General features: G+C 32.7%; 20 protein-coding genes. 3 read left to right on the forward strand and 17 right to left on the reverse strand.

Annotated elements, in window-relative coordinates; genetic code table 11:
• Window positions 1–121 precede the first annotated feature (121 nt).
• Together AAYQ19_RS15915 and AAYQ19_RS15920 are read right to left on the reverse strand one after the other, a co-directional pair.
• A complete protein-coding gene (locus AAYQ19_RS15915) occupies window positions 122–1264 on the reverse strand; it encodes an acyl-CoA dehydrogenase family protein (protein WP_343537576.1) in 1143 nt (380 codons plus the stop codon).
• A gap of 14 nt (window positions 1265–1278) precedes the next feature.
• Window positions 1279–2181 carry a ComEA family DNA-binding protein gene (locus AAYQ19_RS15920; RefSeq protein WP_343537577.1) on the reverse strand — a complete coding sequence of 301 codons (903 nt, stop codon included), beginning with the start codon at window positions 2179–2181 and terminating at the stop codon, window positions 1279–1281.
• 257 nt (window positions 2182–2438) lie between these two features.
• Between AAYQ19_RS15920 and AAYQ19_RS15925 the strand changes: the two genes are divergently transcribed.
• Window positions 2439–3911, forward strand: a complete 1473-nt coding sequence (locus AAYQ19_RS15925) for an APC family permease (protein ID WP_343537578.1) — start codon at window positions 2439–2441, stop codon at window positions 3909–3911.
• A gap of 53 nt (window positions 3912–3964) precedes the next feature.
• Here AAYQ19_RS15925 and AAYQ19_RS15930 read toward each other — a convergent pair whose 3' ends face one another.
• The 7 genes from AAYQ19_RS15930 to AAYQ19_RS15960 form a co-directional block, all read right to left on the reverse strand.
• A complete protein-coding gene (locus AAYQ19_RS15930; protein WP_026730439.1) occupies window positions 3965–4192 on the reverse strand; it encodes a PspC family transcriptional regulator in 228 nt (75 codons plus the stop codon).
• A 62-nt stretch (window positions 4193–4254) separates the two neighbouring features.
• Window positions 4255–5526: a DUF2851 family protein gene (locus AAYQ19_RS15935; protein ID WP_343537580.1), complete on the reverse strand. Its 1272-nt coding sequence runs from the start codon at window positions 5524–5526 to the stop codon at window positions 4255–4257.
• A gap of 77 nt (window positions 5527–5603) precedes the next feature.
• Window positions 5604–6086: a 3'-5' exonuclease gene (locus AAYQ19_RS15940; RefSeq protein WP_343537581.1), complete on the reverse strand. Its 483-nt coding sequence runs from the start codon at window positions 6084–6086 to the stop codon at window positions 5604–5606.
• An 80-nt stretch (window positions 6087–6166) separates the two neighbouring features.
• Window positions 6167–7528, reverse strand: a complete 1362-nt coding sequence (locus tag AAYQ19_RS15945) for a pyridoxal-phosphate dependent enzyme (RefSeq protein ID WP_343537582.1) — start codon at window positions 7526–7528, stop codon at window positions 6167–6169.
• Between the two features lie 48 nt (window positions 7529–7576).
• Window positions 7577–9547: a putative porin gene (locus AAYQ19_RS15950; RefSeq protein ID WP_445709700.1), complete on the reverse strand. Its 1971-nt coding sequence runs from the start codon at window positions 9545–9547 to the stop codon at window positions 7577–7579.
• Window positions 9548–9724: 177 nt separating this feature from the next.
• A complete protein-coding gene (locus tag AAYQ19_RS15955) occupies window positions 9725–11290 on the reverse strand; it encodes a RagB/SusD family nutrient uptake outer membrane protein (protein ID WP_343537585.1) in 1566 nt (521 codons plus the stop codon).
• Between the two features lie 9 nt (window positions 11291–11299).
• Window positions 11300–14422, reverse strand: a complete 3123-nt coding sequence (locus AAYQ19_RS15960; protein ID WP_343537586.1) for a SusC/RagA family TonB-linked outer membrane protein — start codon at window positions 14420–14422, stop codon at window positions 11300–11302.
• A gap of 557 nt (window positions 14423–14979) precedes the next feature.
• Between AAYQ19_RS15960 and rnhB the strand changes: the two genes are divergently transcribed.
• Window positions 14980–15645: a ribonuclease HII gene (gene rnhB / locus AAYQ19_RS15965; protein ID WP_343537587.1), complete on the forward strand. Its 666-nt coding sequence runs from the start codon at window positions 14980–14982 to the stop codon at window positions 15643–15645.
• 34 nt (window positions 15646–15679) lie between these two features.
• Here rnhB and AAYQ19_RS15970 read toward each other — a convergent pair whose 3' ends face one another.
• From AAYQ19_RS15970 to AAYQ19_RS15995, 6 genes are all read right to left on the reverse strand, one after another.
• Entirely contained in the window at window positions 15680–16531 is an 852-nt protein-coding gene (locus AAYQ19_RS15970) for a nuclear transport factor 2 family protein (RefSeq protein ID WP_343537589.1), read from the reverse strand.
• A 213-nt stretch (window positions 16532–16744) separates the two neighbouring features.
• On the reverse strand, window positions 16745–17482 hold the full coding sequence (locus AAYQ19_RS15975; protein ID WP_343537590.1) for an SDR family oxidoreductase: 738 nt from the start codon (window positions 17480–17482) through the stop codon (window positions 16745–16747).
• Window positions 17483–17546: 64 nt separating this feature from the next.
• Window positions 17547–18122 (reverse strand): Crp/Fnr family transcriptional regulator, encoded by a 576-nt coding sequence (locus tag AAYQ19_RS15980; RefSeq protein ID WP_343537591.1) that lies wholly within the window; start codon window positions 18120–18122, stop codon window positions 17547–17549.
• A 19-nt stretch (window positions 18123–18141) separates the two neighbouring features.
• Window positions 18142–18840: a lipoyl(octanoyl) transferase LipB gene (gene lipB, locus AAYQ19_RS15985; RefSeq protein ID WP_343537592.1), complete on the reverse strand. Its 699-nt coding sequence runs from the start codon at window positions 18838–18840 to the stop codon at window positions 18142–18144.
• 5 nt (window positions 18841–18845) lie between these two features.
• The gene (locus AAYQ19_RS15990) at window positions 18846–19598 is read right to left on the reverse strand and encodes a hypothetical protein (RefSeq protein ID WP_343537593.1); all 753 of its coding nucleotides are present in this window, start codon (window positions 19596–19598) and stop codon (window positions 18846–18848) included.
• Window positions 19599–19694: 96 nt separating this feature from the next.
• The gene (locus AAYQ19_RS15995; protein WP_343537594.1) at window positions 19695–20411 is read right to left on the reverse strand and encodes a hypothetical protein; all 717 of its coding nucleotides are present in this window, start codon (window positions 20409–20411) and stop codon (window positions 19695–19697) included.
• 394 nt (window positions 20412–20805) lie between these two features.
• Between AAYQ19_RS15995 and lysS the strand changes: the two genes are divergently transcribed.
• The gene (gene lysS, locus AAYQ19_RS16000; RefSeq protein WP_343537595.1) at window positions 20806–22506 is read left to right on the forward strand and encodes a lysine--tRNA ligase; all 1701 of its coding nucleotides are present in this window, start codon (window positions 20806–20808) and stop codon (window positions 22504–22506) included.
• Window positions 22507–23118: 612 nt separating this feature from the next.
• Here lysS and AAYQ19_RS16005 read toward each other — a convergent pair.
• Complete coding sequence (locus AAYQ19_RS16005) at window positions 23119–23715, reverse strand: hypothetical protein (protein ID WP_343537596.1); 597 nt, start codon at window positions 23713–23715, stop codon at window positions 23119–23121.
• Between the two features lie 81 nt (window positions 23716–23796).
• Complete coding sequence (locus AAYQ19_RS16010) at window positions 23797–24816, reverse strand: 2-hydroxyacid dehydrogenase (RefSeq protein WP_343537597.1); 1020 nt, start codon at window positions 24814–24816, stop codon at window positions 23797–23799.
• Between the last annotated feature and the right edge of the window lie 45 nt (window positions 24817–24861).

A 24861-nucleotide genomic window follows, 5' to 3' on the forward strand; every position in this document is an offset into this window, starting at 1 on the left:
AATCCTTTTTGTTTTTTCTTTAAAAACAAAAAGATTGCAGTGAAAAGCCCGACCCTAAAAACAAAAGCCATTCTACATTTGCTGAATGGCTTTTGTTTTTAGGGACACGCCCAAAATGATATTACTCTTTTAATAAATTTCTGGAAATAACAAGCTTCTGAATTTCTGTTGTTCCTTCTCCTATAGTACAAAGTTTTGAATCTCTATAAAATTTCTCAACCGGGAAATCTTTAGTATAACCATAACCTCCATGAATTTGAACGGCATCATTAGCAATCTTCACGCAAGCTTCAGAAGCATACATTTTAGCCATTGCACCAGATGTTGTTACTGGCTTATGTTGCTGTTTTAAATATGCTGCTTTATGCAATAGCAACTCTGACGCTTCTATTTCAGTTGCCATATCGGCTAATTTGAAAGATATACCTTGAAAATTACTAATTGGCTGACCAAATTGATAGCGTTCTTTTGAATATTTCAAAGCCGCATTGTAAGCACCTTTTGCAATACCTAATGATAAAGCCCCAATTGAGATTCGGCCACCGTCTAGTATTTTCATTGCTTGAACAAATCCTTGCCCAACTTCGCCAAGCCTATTAGCATCAGGAACACGACAATTATCAAAAACCAATTCAGCGGTTTCGCTGGCGCGCATTCCTAGTTTATTTTCTTTTTTCCCTGATGAAAACCCCGGCATTCCTTTTTCAAAAACGAATGCTGTCATTCCTTTTGAATCGCCTTTTTCACCAGTACGAACTACCACTACGGCAACATCACCAGAAATTGCATGTGTTATAAAATTCTTAGCTCCGTTTACAATCCAAGAATCACCATCTCTTACTGCTGTTGTATTCATGCCTCCTGCATCAGAACCGGTATTGTGTTCCGTTAATCCCCAAGCTCCAATATATTCGGCGGTGGCTAATTTAGGAAGCCATTTTTTCTTTTGTTCTTCATTCCCAAAAGTCAAAATATGGTTTGTACATAATGAGTTATGTGCGGCAACAGAAAGACCAATTGAAGGATCAACTTTTGAAATTTCTTCGATAACTGTAATATATTCATGATATCCTAATCCGGAACCTCCATATTCTTCTGGCACTAAAACGCCCATAAATCCCATTTCACCTAATTTTTTGAAAAGGGAAATAGGAAAAATTTGTGCTTCATCCCACTCCATAATATTAGGCCTAATGTTTTTCTCTGCAAACTCTTTTATAGATTGCGCAATCATTGACTGTGTTTCGTTGTAATCAAAGTTCATTGTTGGCTGTTTTTTTAGAACTCCAAATATAAACTAATTATTTTTGCTTTTTCAACAGGAAAACCTTTAATTTTTGCCAAATCCTCAATATTTTCAAAATTTCCGCTCATGCTTCTGTAAGTTATAATTTGTTTTGCCAAAGCATATTTAAAGTACGGAAATTGAGACAATTCTTTTAACGACGCATCATTTATCGCGATTTTTTTCAAATCTTTCGGAATTACGGCTTTAAAGTGCGAATTCAATTCGACAATCACCTCAGGAGACAATCCCCAAATATCATTCATCTGCTCCATCGACACGAAGCTGCCCAAGATTTCTTTTTGTTTTAAAATCCTTAAAGATAAGGCTTCGCCGATACCATAAATTTTAATTAAATCTTCTTGAGTAGCTTGATTAATATCTAGGACAACTATTTTTTCTTTCTTGAAATCGTTTTTAAAATCTGCTTTCTGCGTATATTCTCTTTTTTCTGTTTTAAAATTTGTTTTATTTCGAGACCAGTCAGGGAATTTAAATAAAGGAGAAATCACTTTCAGCAAGGAATCAGATATTTTTGTTACTGCTTGAAATTCTTCTGCTGAATTGACATATTTATTTTCTTTTCGAAATGCTAACAATCGATCTATTTCTTGCACAGACATTCCAAGTTTATAACCTTTATAATCAGAAATAAAGTTTGGGTTAAAAGCGTATTGCATCGGCTTTCTTTTATTTTGAATCAATTTGAGAGAATCAACTTCTGATTGAAACGATATCCAAGCCTCTTTTTCAGGAAAAGATTTTTCTGCTAAATTAAAATCCAAAGAGAAATACAAAATCTCTAACACAATTATAATCGCGAAAAGCCCAACTATCCCTTTGCGCTGTTGATTTGAAAATTTAAAATACGACAATAGTGGCTTGTAATTTTTCATTTGGCTTGATTCGTAAATTTCAAAAAAAGCAAAAATATAAATTTAACAAGAATTATACTAATTTAAATTTCGACTCAGAATTACATAATATAAAATTTTAACCGAAATAGATTGACAAATCCAAAGCTGTGAACCTTGTTTCTTGTGACTTTTATGAATATTTTAAACATTTTATAACTTAAAACTCCATAATTGTTTTTATTTTTTACAAAAAACAATACATTTGGAGCTTAATAACAATAAACCAATATAATTATATGTCAATTTGGAGAGTTAAACCTATATCTGCTTTTGAAGCCGATATGAAAAAGAGTGATTTAAAAAGAGTTCTTGGAAAATGGAGCCTTACTGCCATTGGAGTTGGTGCTATCATCGGTGGTGGAATTTTTGTTCTTACTGGTACAGGAGCTTACTATCATGCAGGTCCAGCATTAGCTATTTCTTTCATTATTGCAGGTATTGCCTGTGTATTTGCAGCTCTTTGTTATTCTGAGTTTGCATCAATTTTACCAGTTGAAGGTTCTGCTTATGCATATGCATACGGAACGATTGGAGAAATTTTTGCCTGGATAATTGGATGGGGATTAATTCTCGAATATGCAATGGGATCCATGACGGTCGCCGTTTCCTGGTCAGGATATTTTAATAAATTGCTTAAGATGTTTCACATTAAACTTCCTGAATGGCTTACAACAGATCCTGCGAGTTATACAGGAGAAGGTTTCTCAATGAATCTTCCTGCCTTCTGTATTGTTGTTTTAGTTATTTCATTATTAATTAAAGGAACAAAAAGTGCTGCCAAAGCAAATAATGCTATCGTTATCCTTAAAGTATCTGCTGTAATTTTCGTAATTGTAGCTGGTCTTTTCTTCATAAATACTGCAAACTGGAGCCCATTTATTCCAGAAGCAACTCAAATCATTGAAAAAGAAGCTACTCACAATGCTTACGGAATTGGGGGAATTGTTTCTGGAGCTGCTGCAATTTTCTTTGCTTATGTTGGTTTTGATGCCGTTTCTACTCAAGCCGGAGAAGCTATCAATCCTAAAAAAGATGTTCCTTTTGCGATTATTGCTTCTTTATTAATTTGTACAACTTTATATATTCTTGTTTCTTTAGTATTAACAGGAATGATGAACTACAAAGATTTCAATCCGCTAGGAAAATATCCTGAAGCTATTAAAGCTCCTGTTGCTTATGCTTTTGATATAGCAGGGCAAGGATGGGCTGGATTTATAATCACTGTTGCAGCTACTATTGGTTTAGTATCGGTATTAATGGTAATGATTATGGGTCAATCTAGAATTTTCTTAGGAATGTCTAAAGATGGTTTAATTCCACAAGTTTTCTCAAGAGTTAACCCAATTTCTGGAACTCCAAAAACAAACTTAATGATCTTAGGAGGTATTATTGCAACTGTTGCTGCTTTTACACCAATCAATAAATTAGCTGATATGACAAGTTTTGGTACTTTATTCGCCTTTACAATGGTTTGTATCGCTGTTTGGATTTTAAGAGTAAAACAACCAGGATTAAACAGAACTTTTAAAGTTCCTGCTTTACCGGTTATTGCTGTACTAGGAATCGCAATCAACACTTATTTGATCATCAATTTGAGTATTGACGCTCAATTATTATCTCTTGGATGGTTAGTAATTGGTATTTTGGTTTATTTTGGATATAGCAAAAGAAGATCAAAACTTAATAATACAGAGGCAGATGTTGAATAACTTTCAACTGTCTTTATAAAAAAAAGCTCCAAATTTAAATTTGGAGCTTTTTTTTATAAATCAAATACTGATGTCCTTTTTGAGCGAATTAAATCTTTTAGCCTAATCCAAAAAGCAAGAGTCAAATAAACTCCAAATCCTAAACCGGCCGTAACAAAAGAAATGTAAATAAAAAACAAACGCACATTAGTTACACGCATTCCTAATTTATCTGCTAGTCTTGAAGAAACATGAAATCCATATTTTTCAAAAAAGAATTTAAGTTTTAAAATTGCCGACATTTCTTTTAGATTTTTATCGTTGTAAAAATACAAATTATCTAATTATCAAATTTTCTAATTCACTAATTATTTTTAAGCAACTCCATTCCCATCGCACATTTCAAGCACGCATTATGATTGCAATATTCATTTTTGAGTTCAATTAAGGTCTGGCTTTCAAATGCAGTTTTTGATTTTATTCCAAAAAATTCAAACTTCTCAGTTATCGAATTTTTCTCTGCCGAAACATCATACATAAAATCGATTAAGTCCTCAGCAATAGTACTTCCTATTATATTTGAATAAGCAAACTGAATTGGAATTATTGTATTTATAATCAACAAATCGATAAATGATCTTGAAAGTTTTTTAATTTTTGGCGGACTTTCTTTATCAAACATATAATGATTCTCCCAATACGCACTTACCGAAACATGCATTAAGTTATACGCACTTTCTGTTGACTTCAATTCAATTATTTTCGAGAATAAATTATGGCAGTTGTAATAAAGACTTGCCAATTGAGAGAGCCTAATAGTAGGAAAGTTATCTGGTCGATGCTTAAAAAATTGAACCGGATCGACATATGTTCTTTCCAAATTATATTTATGAAGCAGAAAAAAGTAACGAAACTTCAAATCCTTAAAATAAACATCTTCCTTTTCTGCATCTAACAAACCACAGATTCCGAAAAGCAAAGCCTCGAGATTTTCTACTTCGAAACTTTCTTTCCTGAAAACGGAAAAAGGAATTGACTTTGACATCTGAAGAAAAGAATTTCCATTTGTATTCAGCCCGAAATTTTTAGCCAGCATACAAAACAAAACTGCTTCCCAATCTTGATTTGTTTCTTCTAATAATTGAAAAATGAAATGCGATTTACGTTCCAATCTTTCAAAAAAAAGCCTTTCCTGCCAATTCTTCAAAACAAACTTGTCGATTTCTTTTAGCTGTCTTTCACAAAAAATCCAAGATTTAACAGCAACAAGGGCATTATAATTTTCAATTATCTCCTTTGAAACATAATCTTTTAAAACTAATACAGGAATTTCAGAATTATTTTTTCTAAAAACTTCAGTGTCATGTTCCCATACAACATGTAGAATTACATTCTCATAGGCAGTGTCTTTTTCATGACAATGCAAATACCAGTCAGAGGATTTTAAATGGATTTCAATATTTCCAGCCCATTTTTGATCACCAATTTTAATTTGTGCATTAAAAAAATCAGGGCCAGAGAGTCCTAAATAGTCACCTGTTTTAAAAATAACAAGTTCATCGTTTTGGAAAGTTTTCAAATTTAAGCTATCAAACTTTTTGAATTTCCAGAGATAATGAAGAAAGTCTTCTTTCATTTTTAGATTTTATGAGGAATTACAAAATCTAAAAATAATTAAAAATATAATATTTTACCTACAATTTTAATAGATTTTTATCGCAACATATATAATTTTGCACACGCTCTAGCATCTGATAACGCTTCGTGATGGTTCAATTTAATATTCATCTCACGACAACAGTCACTCAATTTTGTAGGCTTTATGCCTTTTGCTTTGTAGATTTTTACCGTGCATTCCCATTTTGAGGCAATATTCAAATCCTCATAATTCAAGCCATTTGCTAACATCGACTTTACCAGCACATTTCGATCAAAACTTTCATTATGAGCCACTACAACTCTATTTTTTAATCTTCTTTCAATTTCTGGATAAACTTGTTTAAACGATTTTGCATTTACAGTATCACGCGGATAAATTCCGTGTACCTGAATCGTAAACGGATTGTAGATATTATTTGGCGGTTTTATCAAAGTAACAAATTCATCTACAATTATACCGTTCTGCACGGTAACAATCCCAACTGAACACGGATGAAATCCTGTGGCGGTTTCAAAATCTATTACGGTAAAATTCATATTCTAATTTTTAAAAAACAAATCCATAAACCCAATTATGTTCATAACCAGATTTATGGATTTGTTTTATTTTTAAAGCCTTATTTTATTGAACCAATAATATCATACTTGGTTATGATATGGTGATGTCCATTTCCTAAATCAATTAAAACAGCATCATTTTCTTTTGTAAAGAGTTTTGAAACTTCTTCAATTGGAGTTCCTAATTGCACAATTGGAAAAGGTTTACCCATTACATCTTTGATCGGTTTTTCTGCAACATTTTTATCTTCAACATAACTTCTAAACAAGTCGGTTTCATCTACAGAACCAACAAAACCATTGATATCTACAACTGGAATTTGCGAAATTTTATATTTACGCATACGTTCAATTGCATGTGACACTAATTCTTCTGTACGCACCACAATCAATTCTTTATCGATATGATCTTTGATTACATCTTCAGCTTTTGTTACGTTTTCTTCCAAGAATCCGCGCTCGCGCATCCAATCATCATTAAACATTTTTCCAACATAACGGCTTCCAGAATCATGAAATAAAACCACCACAACATCTTCTGGCTTGAAATGTTCTTTTAATTGAAGCAACCCTTTTATACAAGCTCCTGCAGAGTTTCCAACAAAAATTCCTTCTTCAAGTGCAATTTTTCTGGTATAAACTGCGGCATCTTTATCGGTAACTTTTGTAAAACCATCAATTAAAGAAAAATCAACATTCTTTGGCAAAATGTCTTCTCCAATACCTTCAGTGATATACGAATAAATCTCATTTTCATCAAAAATACCCGTTTCATGATATTTTTTGAAAACAGATCCATACGTGTCAATTCCCCAGATCTTGATATTTGGATTTTGCTCTTTTAGATATTTCCCAACTCCTGAAATTGTTCCTCCCGTTCCAACACCAACCACAAAATGCGTGATTTTCCCATCAGTCTGTTTCCAAATTTCAGGCCCTGTTTGCTCATAATGCGCCAATGAATTTGACATATTATCATATTGATTCACATACCAAGAATTTGGAGTTTCTTCAGCCAAACGTTTTGAAACTGAATAATAAGAACGTGGATCTGTTGGCTCAACATCTGTAGGGCAAACTACTACTTTTGCACCAACTGCACGAAGAATATCCATTTTTTCTTTTGATTGTTTATCAGAAATAACACAAATCAATTTATAACCTTTGACAATAGCAACAAGTGCTAGTCCCATTCCTGTATTTCCAGAGGTTCCTTCAATAATTGTTCCTCCAGGTTTTAATCTGCCATCAGCCTCAGCATCTTCAATCATTTTAACGGCCATTCTATCTTTTACAGAATTTCCCGGATTAAAAGTTTCGACTTTTGCCAATACTAACGCATCAATTTCAGCAACAATTTTGTTGAGTTTTACAAGTGGCGTATTACCTATTGTTTCTAAAATATTATTTGAAAAGTCCATTTTATTGTAATTTAATATTTGGTTTTAAAAAATAAATCAAGTTTACTATTATTCGAACCAGTTCCAAACTAAACCGAATCGGATAAGAAAATCACGATATGGATTATTAGGCGCTGAATAATAATCATTTTTAGAAAACGCAGAATTAAAGTGTTCTGCCTTTAAATAAAATCTAGTTTGACGAATTCTTGCATTGACGAAAAAATCGAATCTAGCATAATTTCCAATTTCTTTGGTATTTTGTACAAAAAATTCTCCAACAACCGGATTGTAATCATTTCCGTAATATTTCGTAAAATAATTAAAAACAAGTCCAGTTTGCATAAACAAAGCTTTTTTGAAAAAGTAACTAGAATAATAAAGTGTATTTCTAGTTACAAAATCAGGTACATTCACAATCAATTCTGATTGATCAACTTTTTGATACAAAAGCGTATTATCAAAACCAAATCGTCCGAATTTAAACTCTTTGTTCGCTTTAATAGAGAAATAATTAATTATGTTTCCATATTGCGCCGGATTAATAATCTGAGTATGAGCCAAAACTTGCGCTGGCGTTGAAACATCAGCAAAATACAAATGGTCTTTTAAAACAGAATATTGAACTTCTGCATTCAACCAAGGCGTATATACATTTGCACCAAGTTGATTGATTTTTTCGTTTTTAAAATTGTTTGACCAATTATACTCTATATAACTGCTTTGATACAAATTATAATTATTGTTTGGCAACTTATTGATATTTCGATATCTAAAATCAAACTGGAAATCCTTGTTTAAATTATAACGCAATTTCGCATCTAAATCAGAAAGCGATTGATTTGTGATTGATCTTGTATACAAGAAACGCCCATTCCATTTGTTTTTTTGGTATTCATACTGTCCTCCAACATTATTAATCTGCAAAAACAAATTGTTTGGAATAATATGTCCATCTTCTTTTACAATAATTCTATTGTATTCATAATTTGACCTATAATCATCAATAAAGAAATAGAACTTCCCTAAAAGTGTATTTTCATAAGCAAGTCCTGCTTTGTTGTACAATTTTTCAAAACGAGTTCTATCATTTATATTACTTGTAACATATGACTCCCCAAAGCGTTGCACGTTTGTAACATTACCTACCGAAGATAAAACCGTTGGCTGTAGGTACTCAAAGAATTTATATTCGTAATTAAATTGGTGCGTTACATACAAGTTATTATCGGCATCTTTTGGATTAATTCTAAAAGCGTGATCAAAAAAGAAACGATGTCCTTTCAATAATGTTTTGGCATCTGTTAAATAAACTTGTAAGCGCTGGCGATTTTTATAATCGGGATCATCGCTTTCAAAATCCTCTGGTCTTGTAATTCCACCATTTTCTTCATTTGTTACATCTTGATACGTTACATGCGCATTCAAAACATATCTTTTATTGGTAGTAGCATAACTTGTGGTAAATCTGAAATTTCCAACGCTGGCCATTTGATTTATATAATTCCCTTCTGAACGCAATCCTCGATATGCTATTGAAAAATTCAAATTTTTAGAGGTATTCAATGTAATAAACGAATCTACGTTTTGTCCTTTATTTATAGTCGTATTAAAAAACAATTCAGTAAATGGAGTTGGTGCAGAATAATATCTAATATCTGATGGTTGCATATAATCAAAATGTTTACCCGTAAAACCAATTTCTGGGTATGGAGAATAACTATTCAAACTATACTGCAATGTATTAAAAGTCTGTCCGATATTTGAAAATTCCAAAAGCCCAAAATAATCTTTACGAAGATAATTTTGTCTGTAAGCACTTTTTAATGTCAAAGAAGTGTCGGCATAAGTTGTGTCATGTTCTAAAGTGATAATCTGGTATTGTTCAATTTTAGCAACTAATGATTTTTTCTTTTTTACCGTATCTGTGATACTGGAATACTTTGTATTCATATCCAAATTATTTTTTGGAGCATTTTTTTCTTGAGAAAACAATAAAGAAGGCATTATTATTAGGTATAGAAAAAAGAGTATTCTCATTTGATTGTTTTATATGAAATTAAAATCGACAAAATTAGTCAAGCAAAGGTAAAAGATAAAAACGTATAAAAAAACAAATCAGTATGATTGCAGAATTTTTATCACAATTAAACTAAAATCAAAAAACCCCCAATCAAAAATGATTGAGGGTTTTTAAAATTAAAATATTTATCTTGATTACCAACCAGTGTTTTGTTGGATACCTAAGTTAGTATTCATTTCTAATTGTGGTATTGGCCACAAGAATTTATAATCAGTACCAGGAACTGCTGCTACAGGAGTAGTAACAGTATAAGGTTTTGTTAAATCAAAAGCATCAGTAGAAGGTACAGCATTAGCAACTTTTGCAGGAATTCCATCAATTGGAGCTAAATCATCACCTTGTAATCTGTGGATATCAGACCATCTACGTCCTTCTTGTAAAAACTCAATTCTTCTTTCTTTAAGAATCGCTTTTACCATATCAGCTTGAGTTGTGAATGATGCAGCAGTATAAGCCTGAGTTGCAGGACTAGCCAATGATCTGTTTCTGATAGAGTTTAACAAAGTTAAAGCAGTTGGCAAGTTTGCTGCAGATAAACGAGCTTGTGCTTCAGCTACGTTTAATACTACTTCAGCATATCTGATAACTGGAGCTGGATCCGTCATGTTAGTAACATCATAATACTTGTTAGTATATTTAATTCCAGAAGCAGTATAGATGAATTTTCCGTTCTCTCTACGTTTGTCATCAGACAACCATTGTGAATCTCTCCAAAGAATTGGACTAATACAAACTAAAGCTCTATTTTTTAAGATACTTGCTAAAGCAGCATTAACTTGAGGGTTCAATGTAGAAGTATGAACAATAGAGAAAATAGACTCAGTATTAGCAATATTACTTGCGAAAGGAGTATATGGATCTGCAGTTAATGTATAACGTCCAGTTAATTTTGCACCTTCAGCTACTACGTTTGCCCAGTCTCTTTTTGCAAGATAAACTCTAGTTTTGAAAGCAATTGCAGCTGATTTTGTAGCTCTACCAATTGTTGAAATACTTGCACCAGTACCAGTACCAGTAGCAGCAATTAATTTTTCAGCATCATTTAAATCAGCTAAAACTTTAGTATAACATTCAGCAACAGTATTTCTTGGTTTATTATCTTCTGAAGTTAATTCAGCAGCTGTATTAACACCTACTTCTCTATAGATAACACCAGGATGAGTAGCACCAGCTGTAAAGTTATAAGGTCTTGCAAAATAATTAAGCAACTCAAAGTGAGTAATAGCTCTTAAAAATTTAGCTTGTCCAACATAATCATCTGCAACAGCCTGAGTAATAATACCTTTTGCTACAGCATCAGTTGCTCCTTCGATCATAAGGTTACATCTGTTGATTAATTTGTAACCATCAATCCAGTAGTAAACGTTGTTAGCAGTCGTTGCATCATAAGTTGCAGTATAAGTCAATTGGTAAAAAGTTGCCATGTTAACAACATCTTCTCCTCTTGCTTCTCCTTGTTCAACAAACGCCGCACCCCATACATAACCTCTACCACCGTTTGTAGATGTTGAGTTATACATACCAATAGCTGCCGCATTGTAAACACCTGACATGTAAGATTGAATTAATGAAGGTGTTGAAAAAGCTTTTGCGTCTGAAATATTGTTTACTGGCTCTAAATCCAATAGTTTGTCTTCTGTACATGAGCTCATCCCGAGTACAACTACAGAAAGTAGAATTGTTTTAAATATATTTTTCATATGTTTTTATTATAAACTTACATTTATACCCATTGAGATCACTTTAGAACGAGGAGTTCCATTAACATCAACTCCAGACGTTTCCATTTCAGGATTGATACCTTTGTAATCTGAAATTAACCAGATGTTTTGTCCTTGAACAAAAAGTCTAAAGTTGTCAACACCAATTTTTTCCATAAGAGATTTTGGTAATGTATAACCTAAACTGATGTTATCAAGTGAGATAAAATCACCTTTTTCAACGAAACGAGTTGAAGCACTTCCTGAAAGGTTAGTAAATGTATTTGAGCTTGCGTATAATCTCGGTGTCCATCCGTCTCCAGGATTATCAACACTTTGCCATCTTCCTAAAATCTCAGTTCCGTTGTTGTTAAAGTTTTGGTTCATTAACTCTCTTCTTGTAGAGTTAAAGATTTTATTTCCTCCACTGAATCTGAACATGAAACCAAAATCAAGATTTTTGTATTTCATAGTAGATGAAACTGATCCAAAATATGTTGGTAATGTATTACCTAAGATAGTTTTATCAGCAGTTACTAAAGAAGACTGGCTAGCAGCATTCATAGCAGCACCTGGGTTAGCAGGATCAAATTTGTAGTATAATGAGTTGTTGATATTACCTTGTACTAAAGTACCATCTGCTTTATAATAAACTGGGTTACCGTTAGCTTTGTTAACACCCCAGTATTTAAATCCATATAAAGAGTTGATTGACTCACCTTCTCTAATAATAATATTTGGAGCAATATTTGTATCTGTAGAAGAACCTCCTACGATATCTTGTCCAGCAACTAAACCAGTAACAACGTTTTTAGATAATGTTACATTAGAAGAAACATCCCATGTAAAGTTTGCATTGTTGATTGCTTTAAATGATACAGCAAACTCATAACCTTCATTGTACATTTTACCAATGTTAGTATTGATTACACCACCATTAACACCTGGAATACCAAGAGATGGATCTACTGGAGCCGCTAAAACGATTCCATCAATATTATTTTTGTAGTAATCAAATTGTAAAGTCAAACGGTTATCTAAGAAACCAAAGTCAGCACCAAAGTCAACCTTGTTACTAGTTTCCCATTGTAATAAGTTGTTTCCATATTGAGCGTATCCAATACCGTTTGTACCACCATAAGGAGAACCAACAGTAAGACCTTTAGCAGGATATGCTGCTCCACCTAATACATCAACGTTACCAACTTCAGAGTAAGATCCTCTTAATTTGAAATCAGAAACTACTTTACTAATTCCTTGCATGAAGTTTTCTTTAGAAACTGTCCAACCAGCAGAAACTCCAGGGAAGTTATGCCATCTTACATCTTTCTCATATTGAGAAATTCCGTCACGTCTGATAGACCCTTGAAGGAAGTATTTTTCTTTGTAGTTATAAGTCACACGACCTAAGTAAGAAATAATTCCTTTTTCAGTAACACCTCCACCAGTATCTTTAGTGTTAAAAGTATTACTTACTAAATTTTTATCAAAATAATCACTTAATAAATCACTTCCTTGACCCCATAAAAGTTGGCTTCTAGATTTTTGGTATTCAGCAACACCTGTTACACCTAAGTTGTGATCTTCAGCAAAAGTATGCTTGTAGTTCAAGATATTTTGCCAGTTCCATCTCATTAAGTTTGTATTGTCTTGATACAAAGTTCCGTTTACTCCACGTCCATCACCGTGAACTGGATTCCAGTAGTACATACCATCTGTAACAGCATTATCAGCACCTACTTGTAATTTAAAACTTAAGTCAGAAGTAATTTTTGCATTAGCAAAAGTACTGAATAAAATTCTTGTTGTATTTGATTGATATTTATTGTGATCAAGAACATAAATAATATTAGTAATATTATCTCCTACTGGAGCTAAGTTGTCCCATTGACCAACAGTTGCATTGTTAGCAGAAAGGTTGTAACCTGTTGGATCTGCTGCATCATAAATCGGTGTATTTGGTAACTGTCTGATTGTATTAAAGATATTTCCAGACAATCCACTTGCATTACTATTCAAACCATCAATTTCAGTTCTGTTCACGTTTAGGTTTGTACCTACACTTAACCATTTGTTGATTTCTTGATCAATATTAGCTCTTACAGAATATTTTTTCATACTGTTAGACAAGTTAATACCTTGTAAATCAGAATATCCTAAAGATAAATAATATTTTGTTTTATCTGAACCTCCGCTGAAACCAAGATTATGCGTCATTTGTGGAGCATTTCTCAAAACTGCAGATTGCCAGTCAGTATTATATGTATTACCTACAGCCCATGGAGTTTGTCCTGCATTTGTTCTTTTCTCGTTAGAAATCGTTAAGAAATCTGGAGTTTCTAATACATCGTATTTTTTAGCAGCACTTGCAACACCCATAACACTTGAGTAAGTCACTTTCAAAGTACCTTTTTTTCCACTTTTAGTTGTAATCAAGATTACACCATTCGCAGCTCTAGATCCGTAGATCGCTGTAGCAGCACCATCTTTCAATACATCAAAAGACTCGATATCCTCTGGGTTGATATCTGCAAGACCATTTGTAGATGTAGCACCTCCAATATCTCCAGAATAAATAGGCACACCATCCACCACGATTAATGGCTCAGTAACACCTGAAATTGTAGAGATACCTCTAATTCTAATTTTTGGAGCTGCTCCAATAAGTCCTGTGTTTGTTAAAACTTGAACCCCAGTTGCTCTACCAGCTAAAACACCTTCGAATGATGGAGTTACTAAGTTAGCAATGTCTTTTCCAGAAATTTTAGAAATAGATCCTGTAACTTCTTTTCTTTTCTGAACACCGTAACCAACTACGACAACCTCATTCATTAATTGTGCTTCAGATTCCATTTCAACGTTTACTGTATTTGAAGTTCCTACAGTAACTTGTTTGTTGTTCATACCAACATATGAAAAAACCAAAACATCACCAGTCTTTGCTTTAATAGAATAACTTCCATCAAAATCTGTCTGAGTATTTGTTTTAGATCCTTTCACAAGAACATTTACTCCTGGAATAACACCTGTTTTATCAGATACCTTTCCAGTTACAGTTCTCTCTTGAGCGAAAGAAAACTGCATAGATAACGCTACAAGGAGCGTAAAAATCCATTTAAATTTTAATTTCATTTTAATTTATTTTGAATTAGTATGCGACAAACATCTTAATTATTTCTTAAAATAACAAACTATTTGAACTTAAATTTCCTTAAGATTATTAACAAAAGCTTAATCCATCCCTTGAAAATATAACTATTTAAGTTTTAAGGTAGTATTTTTCTTTCCAAAAAAACCAAAAACACAACTTTATGACCGTTAAAATGTTAAATAATTTTAACATTTAAGAAAATCAAATCGTTAAACTCATAAAAAACCCCAATTTCTTTTATCAACTTCGTTAATTTTACTTTGTTTTTTGAACTTTTGATAAAAACAAGCCTCAAATAACCTAAAACATCAATTTTTTTTAAGTTTTTTCAATATTTGATTTTAAAAAGCTCAAAAAAAAACAGTTGGCAACCAAAATTATTAAGATAAAGTGTAAAAAATATCGAAAATCAGTATTCAAAAATGAAGGCAAACCATAAAATTTGACCCTATTTTTAAGACTTGTCACTGAAATTTAATCGTCATTTCATCAATTTGCAGAAATTTTTATAATCTTTGTTGCCCAAAAAAGCCTAAAAATGCTCAAAAAGAACTTCTCTGGATTTATTTTAGAAACTGGAACAGATGAAGCTGGTCGTGGTTGCCTGGCTGGTCCCGTTACCGCAGCAGCTATTATCTTGCCGGAAGATTTTGAAAACGCTATTTTGAATGACAGTAAACAGTTGTCTGAAAAAACAAGAGCACTTTTAAAACCCATCATTGAGCAACAGGCTGTTTGTTTTGCAGTAACACATTTATTTCCCGAAGAAATTGACGAAATAAATATCCTTAATGCATCCATGAAGGGAATGCAGGAATGTATTTTAAAACTGAAACATGTACCCGAATATATTATAGTCGATGGAAATCGTTCCTTGAATGCCAAACTCGGACTTAAAAACACTTTTGGCAAACAATTTTCATTTGAAGAAATTGAATTGTTGAAATCAATACCAAATCAAAGCATTATTAAAGGTGACGCAAAATTCCTGAGTATTGCGGCAGCATCTGTTTTGGCAAAAACATATCGCGACGAATATATGGATCAAATTCACGAAGAATTCCCGATGTACAATTGGAAACAAAACAAAGGTTATCCAACCAAGGAACATCGAGAAGCCATTAAAAAATACGGAACGACAAAATACCATCGAATGAGTTTTCGATTATTGCCTGAACAGCTTACTCTCGATTTTTTAGAATAAAAAAAGCGACCTATATATTAAGGTCGCTTTTTTATTATTTTTTGCTTTTCAAAAATTCAGCAAATTGTTTGGTATCATAATAAAACGGTCTGATTGCAGTAATTTTTCCGTTTTTCAAATCAAAATGTTCTGAAATAGGCATCGACATTGTTTTGCCTGATTTTTTAGCTTTACAACTTATAGTGAAATAAATAATGACTTCATTCTTGGAAGCGTCACTAAAATAGGTCGGTTCTTTTTCAATTTGCAAGTCAAAGAATTCAGCTGCTTTTGCAAACATTTTATTCCATTCTGCAAAACCCACGTAAGTTCCTCCATATGGCAAACCTGTCGCTTGAGTATACACCGCTCCATCTTCAATCAAAGTTGCCATGGTATCAAAATCTCTTGTTTTAAAAAGACATTCATAATATTTTGCTACAACTTTAAAATTATCGGCTTCCAAATTTTTCACAACATCAGCTTCAGGCAAGGTTGCGTCCTTATCCCAAAAACCAATAATTTTGCTTACTTGGCCTTTACCATTCAAACGAGCAAAATCTCGCCCTGCCATTATTAATTTACCTTTTGAATCAACAATTTTCCATTCCCATGTTACATAATTATCCTTGACGATTTTTGCACCAGAAGTCAAAACCGCATCAGGGAATTTTTTATAAAATTCATTTATTACATTATTAAATGCTGCAGTTCCTTTTATTGAAGCAGATGGATCTTCAAAAGTACTGTCTTCCAACCAAATCGACTTAATCATTTTTAATCTGGCATCACTATTCTTTTCCTGCCACACTTTTTCGTAAGCGGCAATTGGATATAATTTATCTTTCTTTTGCGCAAAAAGGCCATTAAGCATAAAAAGGAAAAAAAGGAAGTAAAGTTTTCTCATAAGCTTTTACATTAGAATAATTAGGATTTCATATCAACATACCCAAATTTAGCATAAAAACAGAACAAAACCAGCATAACACCGTAATTTGTCATACGTTCAAAATCTTAACTATTGAGAAACACTTTTTTCATTTTTCGAATATTTTTTGGAAGAAAAGCCATTTTATACATAAAAATGCACTGCCTTCATTGACCTGAAAACTTTGCTATTTTAAAGGCTATTTATTTTTTTGAAAGCAAAATGAGGTACTATTCTAAAAAGCAAATAAAGCAGTTTTACTTTTGCAATTCTTATTTCGGTTTTATTTTCAGAAATTGCTTCTAACATTTCAGAGATTGCTTTTTCAGGTGTTATGGCGATTTTTGGTGGCTTGCCTTTGTGCCAAGGCGTATCGACCACGGGAAACAACACCTCAACAATTTTAATTTGTTCATTTTTCAATTGTTCTCTTAAAACCTGAGTAAAAGAATGAAATCCTGCTTTGCTTGCATTATAAAAAGGATAAGCAACTCTAGGAACGTATACCAATCCAGTTGTAATATTAATGATTTTTGAATTCTGATTTTGAATCAAAAGCGGATACAGCAACTTTATCAAACGTATTGGTGCAAATAAATTAACTGAGAATTCGTCATTCATTTTTTCCAATGAAAAATGATCCTCTATAAAATGAGTTTTGCTGACAATTGCTGCATTGTTAATCAGGATATTTACATCGGAGTGATTGATTCGCAACCATCCTGCAAAATCCTCACATTCAGACTCATTTGCAATATTGCATTTATATACAATTAACTCAGGCAACTGATTTTGCGCATTTTCAAGTTTTTCCTTAGTACTTGAACAAGCAATCACTTTATTTCCTTTTGCAATAAGCTGACGGCACATTTCAAGTCCTAAACCAGAGCTTCCTCCAGTAACGACAATGGTACTATTTAAGATTTCCATAATTTCATTTTTTAAATTAGAAATCAAAAATAGCCCACGAAATTAAGAGTCACATTGACCTATGTTAACTCTTAATTTTTCTTTTGAGTCGGCTTAAGGATTCTGGCTGAATGCCTAAATAAGAAGCTATAATTTGTTGCGAAATGCGATTTTCAATATTTGGAAATTCAGAAGTAAAAATTTCATATCGTTTTTCAGCATCTAAAAGAAGTAATTCTCTTTCTCGTTTCTCTTTGATGCAAAATGCTTTTTCGAGAATTTGGACCAAAAATACATTCCAAAAAGGATTGTTTTCTTTTAATTCGATCCAATTAGTATAATCAATTTCCAAAACTTCAGAATCTTCTAAAGCTTCTATAGAAAAATAGGAAGTTGTATTATAAATCATAGCCGAATAAGAACTTATAAAATTCCCTTCGGCTATAATATTTTTAGTGAATTCGTTTCCGTTTTCGTGCGTGTAAACATATCGAAACAACCCTTTTACGACAAAAGCTATTTTGCGTGGCACTTGTCCTTCGCAAATAAAATAATTTGTTTTAGCTATTTTATTGTGCTTCGAAATATTCAAAAATTCAAGTAATTCTTTTTCGGGAAGTCCTAAATGCTTTAAAAATGATTTTTTATCTTCCTTTTCCATACTTGAATTACTTTAAATCTTAAACAAATTCCGCTTCAAACAATTCGGTGAAATGTTTGATTATTTTAGATTTTACTTCTTCTTCATCCACTTTTTCTACTCCTAGTTCCACATTTAAAGAAGTCACACCTTTTCCGCGAATACCACACGGAATAATGTTATCAAAATAACCTAAATCGACGTTTACATTTAAAGCAAATCCGTGCATGGTAACCCATCGTGAAGCACGAACTCCCATTGCACAAATTTTACGCGCAAATGGAGTTCCTACACCAAGCCAAACGCCCGTTTCTCCTTCGCTCCTGCCCGATTCCAATCCGTATTCTGCTAATGTTAGAATAATTGATTCTTCTAGCAAACGAAGGTATTTATGAATATCGGTAAAGAAGTTTTCTAAATCCAAAATTGGATAACCGACAATTTGTCCAGGACCGTGATAGGTGATATCACCTCCACGATTGATTTTATAAAAAGTCGCTCCTTTAGCTTCTAATTGTTTTTCGTTTAATAATAAATTTTCCAGATCACCGCTTTTCCCTAAAGTATAAACGTGGGGATGCTCAACAAATAACAAGTAATTTGGAGTTGGCAAATCTAGTTCTTCTCTTCTGTTTTTGATTTTTAAATCGACTATGTCTTTAAAAAGATCTTCTTGATATTCCCAAGTCGATTTATAGTCTCTGTTACCCAGATCCTGAAGTTGAATTTTTTTATTCATTTTGATTATTTTTCAAACTCAACATCAAAGTTAAGTTTGTCCGGATTCTCCATATAATCCGTAAAAGAGTATTGAATTGTAATTGATTTTCTATCATCGCTGAATAAAGCGGTTGGATTAGAAACTTTCTTTATTTTTTTTGGAAAATGATATTTAACCACATAACTAGACGATGCAAATATCATTTTCGACATATCTGCAGACGAATCATTAAGCTTTTCCGCCAATTTTTGCTGATCGATTATTGCTTTTCTAGTAAATTTCTTTCCGTCATAGGTATAACTCAGTTTGCTTTTATTATCGCCAAAACCGTTTCCTAACGGATTTGCATTTGCACCACCTTCAAGTTTTTGTAAAGTACTAGCCGTTTGCAAAATATCCTGAAGTTCATTTACGCTCTTAAAATCAGTTGCCAAAGTCATTAAAAACTGTTTTTTCTCAGCATTTACTTTGGTTGTAACTATAAAGTTTTCCAGCTTTTTGAGTTCTTTTTGTGTTTCCGGAGAAAGCTTTGCGATACTATCTTTTTTCTCTGCAAGCAATTGTTTGAAAGTAAAAGTAGTATCAATATCTTTTTTTGTATCGCCCCCAATTTGGCTTCCAATTTGGTCACCTGCCATTTGCATTAAAGATGAACCATCCATGTCTACCGAAAATTTTCCAGATCCGTTATCGTTGATGTAAATATTTTCAGTGAAAGTGCAACTTGTTAATGATGCTAATAAAAAAGAAAAAAACAGTAGTTTATATAATTTCATAATAGTTTTATTTTTTATCAAAGATACGAACTTTTTTAAGCTGTAAGGTTCTAAGATTCTAAGTTACTGAGTTTATTAAAATACGCTTAAATTCCTTTATTCTAAAACTACTTCTAAATTTGTTATTTCTGGATTTTTTAAACAATCTGAAAGCTGTACTTCTAAGATTAATGATTTTTTATCCGAACTTAGAATTGCTTTTTCATTTGAAACTGATTTTATTTTTTTCGGAAAATTATACTTCAATGTGTAGGATTGTGCGGCTTTATATTTGGAATACATTTGATTTCTTTCTTCCATTTCCTTTTTGTCTTTCTCGAATTTTTCAGGGTCGGTTATGGTAAAAGTTCTTTTAAAGACTGTTCCGTCAAAAGTGTATTTTATTCTATAGCTTTTCCTATGTATCGGGTAATTTTCTTTCAGTGAATTTGCTAATCCAAGACTTTCATAAATATCTGGAATTGTTTCTATCTTCTTAAAATCAAGCGAAACTCGATTAAAATTCTCCATTTGAATTGGATCGGTTTTGATATGCATTTTCACATTTGCATGTTCTGTAAACAACGCTTGATCTCCTTTATTAAACCTTACAAAAGTGGCTTGATACTTAGTTATATAATCTTGAAAAGTAAAAATTGTATCTCTAAATTTCTCATACCTAAGATCTTGTCTCCCTAGCTGAGCGAAGCTATTTTCGTCGCGAAGATTATAATATTCAATATTACCGCTTCCGTCTGAATTTAGATTAATGGTTTCTGTAATTTGGCAACTTGCAAAAGAAAGTAAGAACAAAACGGCTGATAGGTATTTCATTTTTTTTTTTTAAGATGCTAAGGTTCTGAGGGACTAAGATACTAAGTTTTTTAGTCATTGTGAGGGACGAAGCAATTGCATTAACAAAAGAAAATTTCATTCAAAATATTGAACTGACAACCCAAATGTGATTGCTTCGTTCCTCGCAATGACTCCTACTAAAACTTCTTGTGAAAACTAAAACTGCTCAATTAGCCCCGATAGAAGCGGTATCCTTTTTCTTGCTTCTTTAGCAAGAAAAAGATAAAGCGGATAGCGGGACAAAACGCCTCAAGAAACCATATTTTCTGCTTCAAATAAAAAACATTACTCTTTTCTAAAACTTTAGACTTTATGACTTTGCAACTTTGCGACTTAAAAACTATCTTTGCACACTTAAAAAAACAGAGCACAAATGGCATTATCAGAACAAGAAATCATTAGAAGAGAAAAACTTCAGAACTTACGCAACTTAGGAATCAATCCTTATCCGGCTAATCTTTTTCCTGTAAATCATACTTCGAAGCAGATAAAGGAGTCATTTGAAGAGGGTAAGAAGGTGATTGTTGCGGGACGTTTGATGAGTGTTCGTGATCAAGGTAAAGCTTGTTTTGCTGAATTACAGGACAGCGAAGGACGTATTCAATTGTACGTAAATCGTGATGTTTTGTGTGAAGGTGACGATAAAACTTTGTACAACCAAGTTTTCAAAAAATTAACCGATTTAGGTGATTTTATCGGAATTGAAGGTGAATTGTTTACTACACAAGTTGGCGCAAAATGTATTCGTGTGAGTGGTTTTACTTTCTTGAGCAAAACGTTGCGCCCGCTTCCGTTACCAAAAGTTGACGAAGAAGGAAATGTACACGATGCGTTTAACGATGCTGAATTACGTTACAGAATGCGTTATGTAGATTTAACTGTAAATCCACAAGTGAAAGAAACTTTCATTAAACGTACAAAGTTATTTAGCGCGATGCGTGGTTATTTTAACGATGCAGGATATCTTGAGGTTGATACTCCAGTTTTGCAGTCAATTCCTGGTGGTGCTTCGGCAAGACCGTTTATTACGCATCATAATTCGCTTGACATTCCGCTTTACATGCGTATTGCGAATGAGTTATACTTAAAAAGATTAATTGTTGGTGGATTTGAAGGTGTTTATGAGTTCTCTAGAAACTTCCGTAACGAAGGAATGGACAGAACGCATAATCCTGAGTTTACTGCAATGGAAATATATGTAGCTTACAAAGACTACAACTGGATGATGGAATTTGCAGAAGGCTTACTAGAGCATTGTGCAATTGCTGTTAATGGAACTAGTGAAGTTACTTTTGGCGAGCACAAAATCAACTTTAAAGCGCCTTACGCTCGTGTTACAATGACTGATTCTATCAAACATTTTACTGGTTTTGATATTTCTGGTAAAACTGAACAAGAATTGTTTGAAGCGGCACGCGGAATGGGAATCGAGGTTGATGAAACAATGGGTAAAGGAAAATTGATTGATGAAATTTTTGGAGCAAAATGTGAAGGAAATTATATTCAGCCAACTTTCATTACTGATTATCCTAAAGAAATGTCGCCCCTTTGTAAAGAGCACCGTGATAATCCAGATTTGACGGAGCGTTTTGAATTAATGGTTTGCGGAAAAGAAATCGCAAATGCTTATTCTGAATTGAATGACCCAATTGACCAAAGAGAGCGTTTTGAAGATCAAATGCGTTTGGCAGCAAAGGGTGATGACGAAGCAAACGGAATTATCGACGAAGATTTCTTAAGAGCGCTTGAGTACGGTATGCCTCCTACTTCTGGAATGGGAATTGGAATGGATCGTTTGATTATGTATTTGACAAATAATGCTTCTATTCAAGAGGTTTTATTGTTCCCTCAAATGCGTCCTGAGAAAAAACAAACAATTGAACTTTCTGATGAAGAAAAATTTATTGTTGATTTATTGAAAGGAAATGAAAATAGAATGGACTTAGGGCAACTTAAAATTACTGCTAACTTAAGCGGTAAAAAATGGGATGCTTCTATGAAAAATTTATCTAAACACGGTTTGACTAAAGTTGTTGTGGATGGTGAGTTTAAATTTGTGGAACTAGTTGGTTAAACTCCAAAGTTTTAAAATTCCAAATTCCAATCGGATTTTATGATATTTCAAACCCGACAGGTTTTTAAAAACCTGTCGGGTTTTTTATTTAAATTCGTAAATGAAATTATTAATTTAAAAGAAATAGATTTTAATGCCTTACTTGTTAATAGCACTTATAACAATAGCGCTCATTTGTTTTCAAATTTATTTTGAAAAAGTTATTGCGAAAAGAATTCCTTTAAAAAGAAAACAAAAAATTTTCAGTCTATTAAAAAATAGATTTAACGGATTAAAAGAAGACAACAATGGCTTTTTTGAATATCAGACAAACAATAAAAATATCTTATTCAAATTTATTACTGTTAGATCCAAAAACAGTTTTTCGAATAATCTTAGCGTTTATTACGACATCTCAAAGATTGAAGAAGACATTAAAAAATGCTGCAAAATTCATTTCTATTGCAATACTATTGACAATCGGGACTGGGTTAGAATGCCAGTCGAAGTATTCTTCGATTCTCTAAATAATTTAGCAAAAAATTCAGAAAAAACCGTTCGTAAAATAATTCTAGAAACTGACAGTTATATCACAGAAAAAAGATCAGAAAGAGATAAAAAAGCAACTAAACATTAAAACGAATACCGCTCCAATTTCTTTCCTTCAATATCTAAAACCTTAGTGTTTGGCACAGGAAAAGTCCCTCTAAATACTTCTGTAACGGATGGGTTTGACGGGTATTTTCCATTTTTCATGTCTATGAGATGAAATTTTTCTCCACTTCTCATTACAAGACCATAATAATTTTCTGTTGGCACTGTTGTTACTATAATTGGAAAAACAGTTACAGTAAAAGGATTAATTACGCTTCCATCATTATTTAAAATATAGCCTGAACAGCCTCCGCTTCCGCAGAAATAGGAATTAGAGAAACCAACGAAATATTCATTTTTTCCATCTTTATTTAAGTCAAAAGCTTCATAATAAAAGAATCGTTGCTCTTTAGTCATTACAGGTAAATCTTTCTTTAATAAAACCTGCAATTGTTTCCGAATCAGCTCAACGGCTTTGTCTGGTTTTGGCGGCGCTTCACTCAAATTTGCCGTTCCTCCCATAGTTTTTGAAAGCGTATCCTGAACAATGGTTTTTACAATATTTTTCGAATTGTCTTTATTTTGACAAGAGTAAAATGCCAAAATCGTTACTAGAATTAGAATTTTATTTTTCATAACCTGATAATTTAAATTCGTAATTGAATTAATTCGAAACCCGACAGGTTTTAAAAACCTGTCGGGTTTAAAAAGCAAAAGCTATACAAGTAAAGCTGCCTTATTTTCAATATCATTCTGTGTCAATAATGATTTAATATTATTGAATGTTACCAAGGCAATCTGCGTTAAAGCTTCGTTGGTAAAAAAGGCTTGATGCGCTGTAACCAAAACATTCGGAAAACTCATCAAGCGCTGGATTGCATCGTCTTGAATGATATCTGCAGAAAGATCTCTAAAGAAAAGCTTTTCCTCTTGCTCATAAACATCAATCCCTAAATAACCAATTTTTCCATCTTTCAAACCTTCAATTGCCGAAGCTGTCTCGATTAATCCGCCTCGACTGGTATTGATAATCATTACGCTATCTTTCATAAAAGAAATCGAAGTCGAATTAATGACATGCTTTGTCTGCTCATTTAAGGGACAATGAAGCGAAATAATATCGCTTGATTTGAAGATCTCCTCCAAACTCACAAAAGAGACGCCTTCATTTTTCATTTCTTCATTTTCGACAATATCATAAGCCAAAACTTTACAGCCAAATCCTAAAGCAATTTTAGAAAATGCTTTTCCAATATTTCCCGTCCCGATAATTCCGATTGTTTTTCCAAATAAATCGAAACCTAATAATCCGTTTAAAGAGAAATTTTGCTCACGAACTCTGTTATACGCTTTATGAGTTTTTCGGTTTAAAGTCAAAATCATTGCCATCGCATGTTCGGCAACTGCTTGTGGCGAATAAGCAGGAACTCGACAAACTTTTAGGTTGTAATTTTTAGCCGCTTCTAAATCGACATTATTAAATCCGGCACATCGCAACGCAATTATTTTCACTTTTTTCTCTGCTAATTGCTTAATCACGGTTTCGTTTACAATGTCATTGACAAACACACAAACAATTTCGCATTCTTCAATCAATACAGCCGTTTGTGGATTTAATTGTGTTTCAAAAAAATCCAATTGAAAACCAAAATCAGCATTGTATTTATTGAAAAAAGACTTGTCGTAAGGCTGCGTTGAAAAAAAAGCGATTTTATTTGATTTAGTATTTGTGTCCATGAGATTTTATCCTAAGGGTTGATTCATTAAAAATACGCAATTATT

The sequence above is a fragment of the Flavobacterium mesophilum genome, from assembly GCF_039581405.1.
In the GTDB taxonomy this organism is placed as follows: domain Bacteria; phylum Bacteroidota; class Bacteroidia; order Flavobacteriales; family Flavobacteriaceae; genus Flavobacterium.

What these genes read in the sequence shown, in the direction of transcription:
- AAYQ19_RS15915 (WP_343537576.1), bottom strand. Translation starts at nt 1,264, where the DNA reads ATGAACTTTGATTACAACGAAACACAGTCAATGATTGCGCAATCTATA.
- AAYQ19_RS15920 (WP_343537577.1), bottom strand. Translation starts at nt 2,181, where the DNA reads ATGAAAAATTACAAGCCACTATTGTCGTATTTTAAATTTTCAAATCAA.
- AAYQ19_RS15925 (WP_343537578.1), top strand. Translation starts at nt 2,439, where the DNA reads ATGTCAATTTGGAGAGTTAAACCTATATCTGCTTTTGAAGCCGATATG.
- AAYQ19_RS15930 (WP_026730439.1), bottom strand. Translation starts at nt 4,192, where the DNA reads ATGTCGGCAATTTTAAAACTTAAATTCTTTTTTGAAAAATATGGATTT.
- AAYQ19_RS15935 (WP_343537580.1), bottom strand. Translation starts at nt 5,526, where the DNA reads ATGAAAGAAGACTTTCTTCATTATCTCTGGAAATTCAAAAAGTTTGAT.
- AAYQ19_RS15940 (WP_343537581.1), bottom strand. Translation starts at nt 6,086, where the DNA reads ATGAATTTTACCGTAATAGATTTTGAAACCGCCACAGGATTTCATCCG.
- AAYQ19_RS15945 (WP_343537582.1), bottom strand. Translation starts at nt 7,528, where the DNA reads ATGGACTTTTCAAATAATATTTTAGAAACAATAGGTAATACGCCACTT.
- AAYQ19_RS15950 (WP_445709700.1), bottom strand. Translation starts at nt 9,547, where the DNA reads ATGAGAATACTCTTTTTTCTATACCTAATAATAATGCCTTCTTTATTG.
- AAYQ19_RS15955 (WP_343537585.1), bottom strand. Translation starts at nt 11,290, where the DNA reads ATGAAAAATATATTTAAAACAATTCTACTTTCTGTAGTTGTACTCGGG.
- AAYQ19_RS15960 (WP_343537586.1), bottom strand. Translation starts at nt 14,422, where the DNA reads ATGAAATTAAAATTTAAATGGATTTTTACGCTCCTTGTAGCGTTATCT.
- rnhB (WP_343537587.1), top strand. Translation starts at nt 14,980, where the DNA reads ATGCTCAAAAAGAACTTCTCTGGATTTATTTTAGAAACTGGAACAGAT.
- AAYQ19_RS15970 (WP_343537589.1), bottom strand. Translation starts at nt 16,531, where the DNA reads ATGAGAAAACTTTACTTCCTTTTTTTCCTTTTTATGCTTAATGGCCTT.
- AAYQ19_RS15975 (WP_343537590.1), bottom strand. Translation starts at nt 17,482, where the DNA reads ATGGAAATCTTAAATAGTACCATTGTCGTTACTGGAGGAAGCTCTGGT.
- AAYQ19_RS15980 (WP_343537591.1), bottom strand. Translation starts at nt 18,122, where the DNA reads ATGGAAAAGGAAGATAAAAAATCATTTTTAAAGCATTTAGGACTTCCC.
- lipB (WP_343537592.1), bottom strand. Translation starts at nt 18,840, where the DNA reads ATGAATAAAAAAATTCAACTTCAGGATCTGGGTAACAGAGACTATAAA.
- AAYQ19_RS15990 (WP_343537593.1), bottom strand. Translation starts at nt 19,598, where the DNA reads ATGAAATTATATAAACTACTGTTTTTTTCTTTTTTATTAGCATCATTA.
- AAYQ19_RS15995 (WP_343537594.1), bottom strand. Translation starts at nt 20,411, where the DNA reads ATGAAATACCTATCAGCCGTTTTGTTCTTACTTTCTTTTGCAAGTTGC.
- lysS (WP_343537595.1), top strand. Translation starts at nt 20,806, where the DNA reads ATGGCATTATCAGAACAAGAAATCATTAGAAGAGAAAAACTTCAGAAC.
- AAYQ19_RS16005 (WP_343537596.1), bottom strand. Translation starts at nt 23,715, where the DNA reads ATGAAAAATAAAATTCTAATTCTAGTAACGATTTTGGCATTTTACTCT.
- AAYQ19_RS16010 (WP_343537597.1), bottom strand. Translation starts at nt 24,816, where the DNA reads ATGGACACAAATACTAAATCAAATAAAATCGCTTTTTTTTCAACGCAG.